The organism is Rhodoplanes roseus (assembly GCF_003258865.1).
Taxonomy (GTDB): domain Bacteria; phylum Pseudomonadota; class Alphaproteobacteria; order Rhizobiales; family Xanthobacteraceae; genus Rhodoplanes; species Rhodoplanes roseus.
The window spans coordinates 1-252 of record NZ_NPEX01000918.1 but is presented as its reverse complement, the minus strand read 5'-3'; the positions used below and the strand labels follow the sequence as shown (position 1 = coordinate 252).

Annotated in this window: 1 pseudogene; it reads left to right on the top strand. The window is 63.1% G+C overall.

Annotated elements, in window-relative coordinates:
- Window positions 1–252 (top strand): annotated as a pseudogene (gene gltD / locus CH341_RS33005) (glutamate synthase); the annotation flags it as partial.

The window sequence follows — 252 nt, the reverse complement described above, 5'->3', positions numbered from 1 at the left end:
GCGCGCGTCGGCCACGACGTGCATGTCTATGAGCGCGAGCCGAAGGCCGGCGGGCTCTGCCGCTACGGCATTCCCGACTTCAAGATGGAAAAATACCATATCGACCGGCGCGTGACGCAGATGGAAGGCGAGGGCGTCATCTTCCATTACGGCGTCAATATCGGCGTGACGACGCCGATGAAGGAACTCGTCGACGAGCATGATGCGGTGCTGATCGCCACCGGTTCTGAGCGGCCGCGCGATCCGGGCATC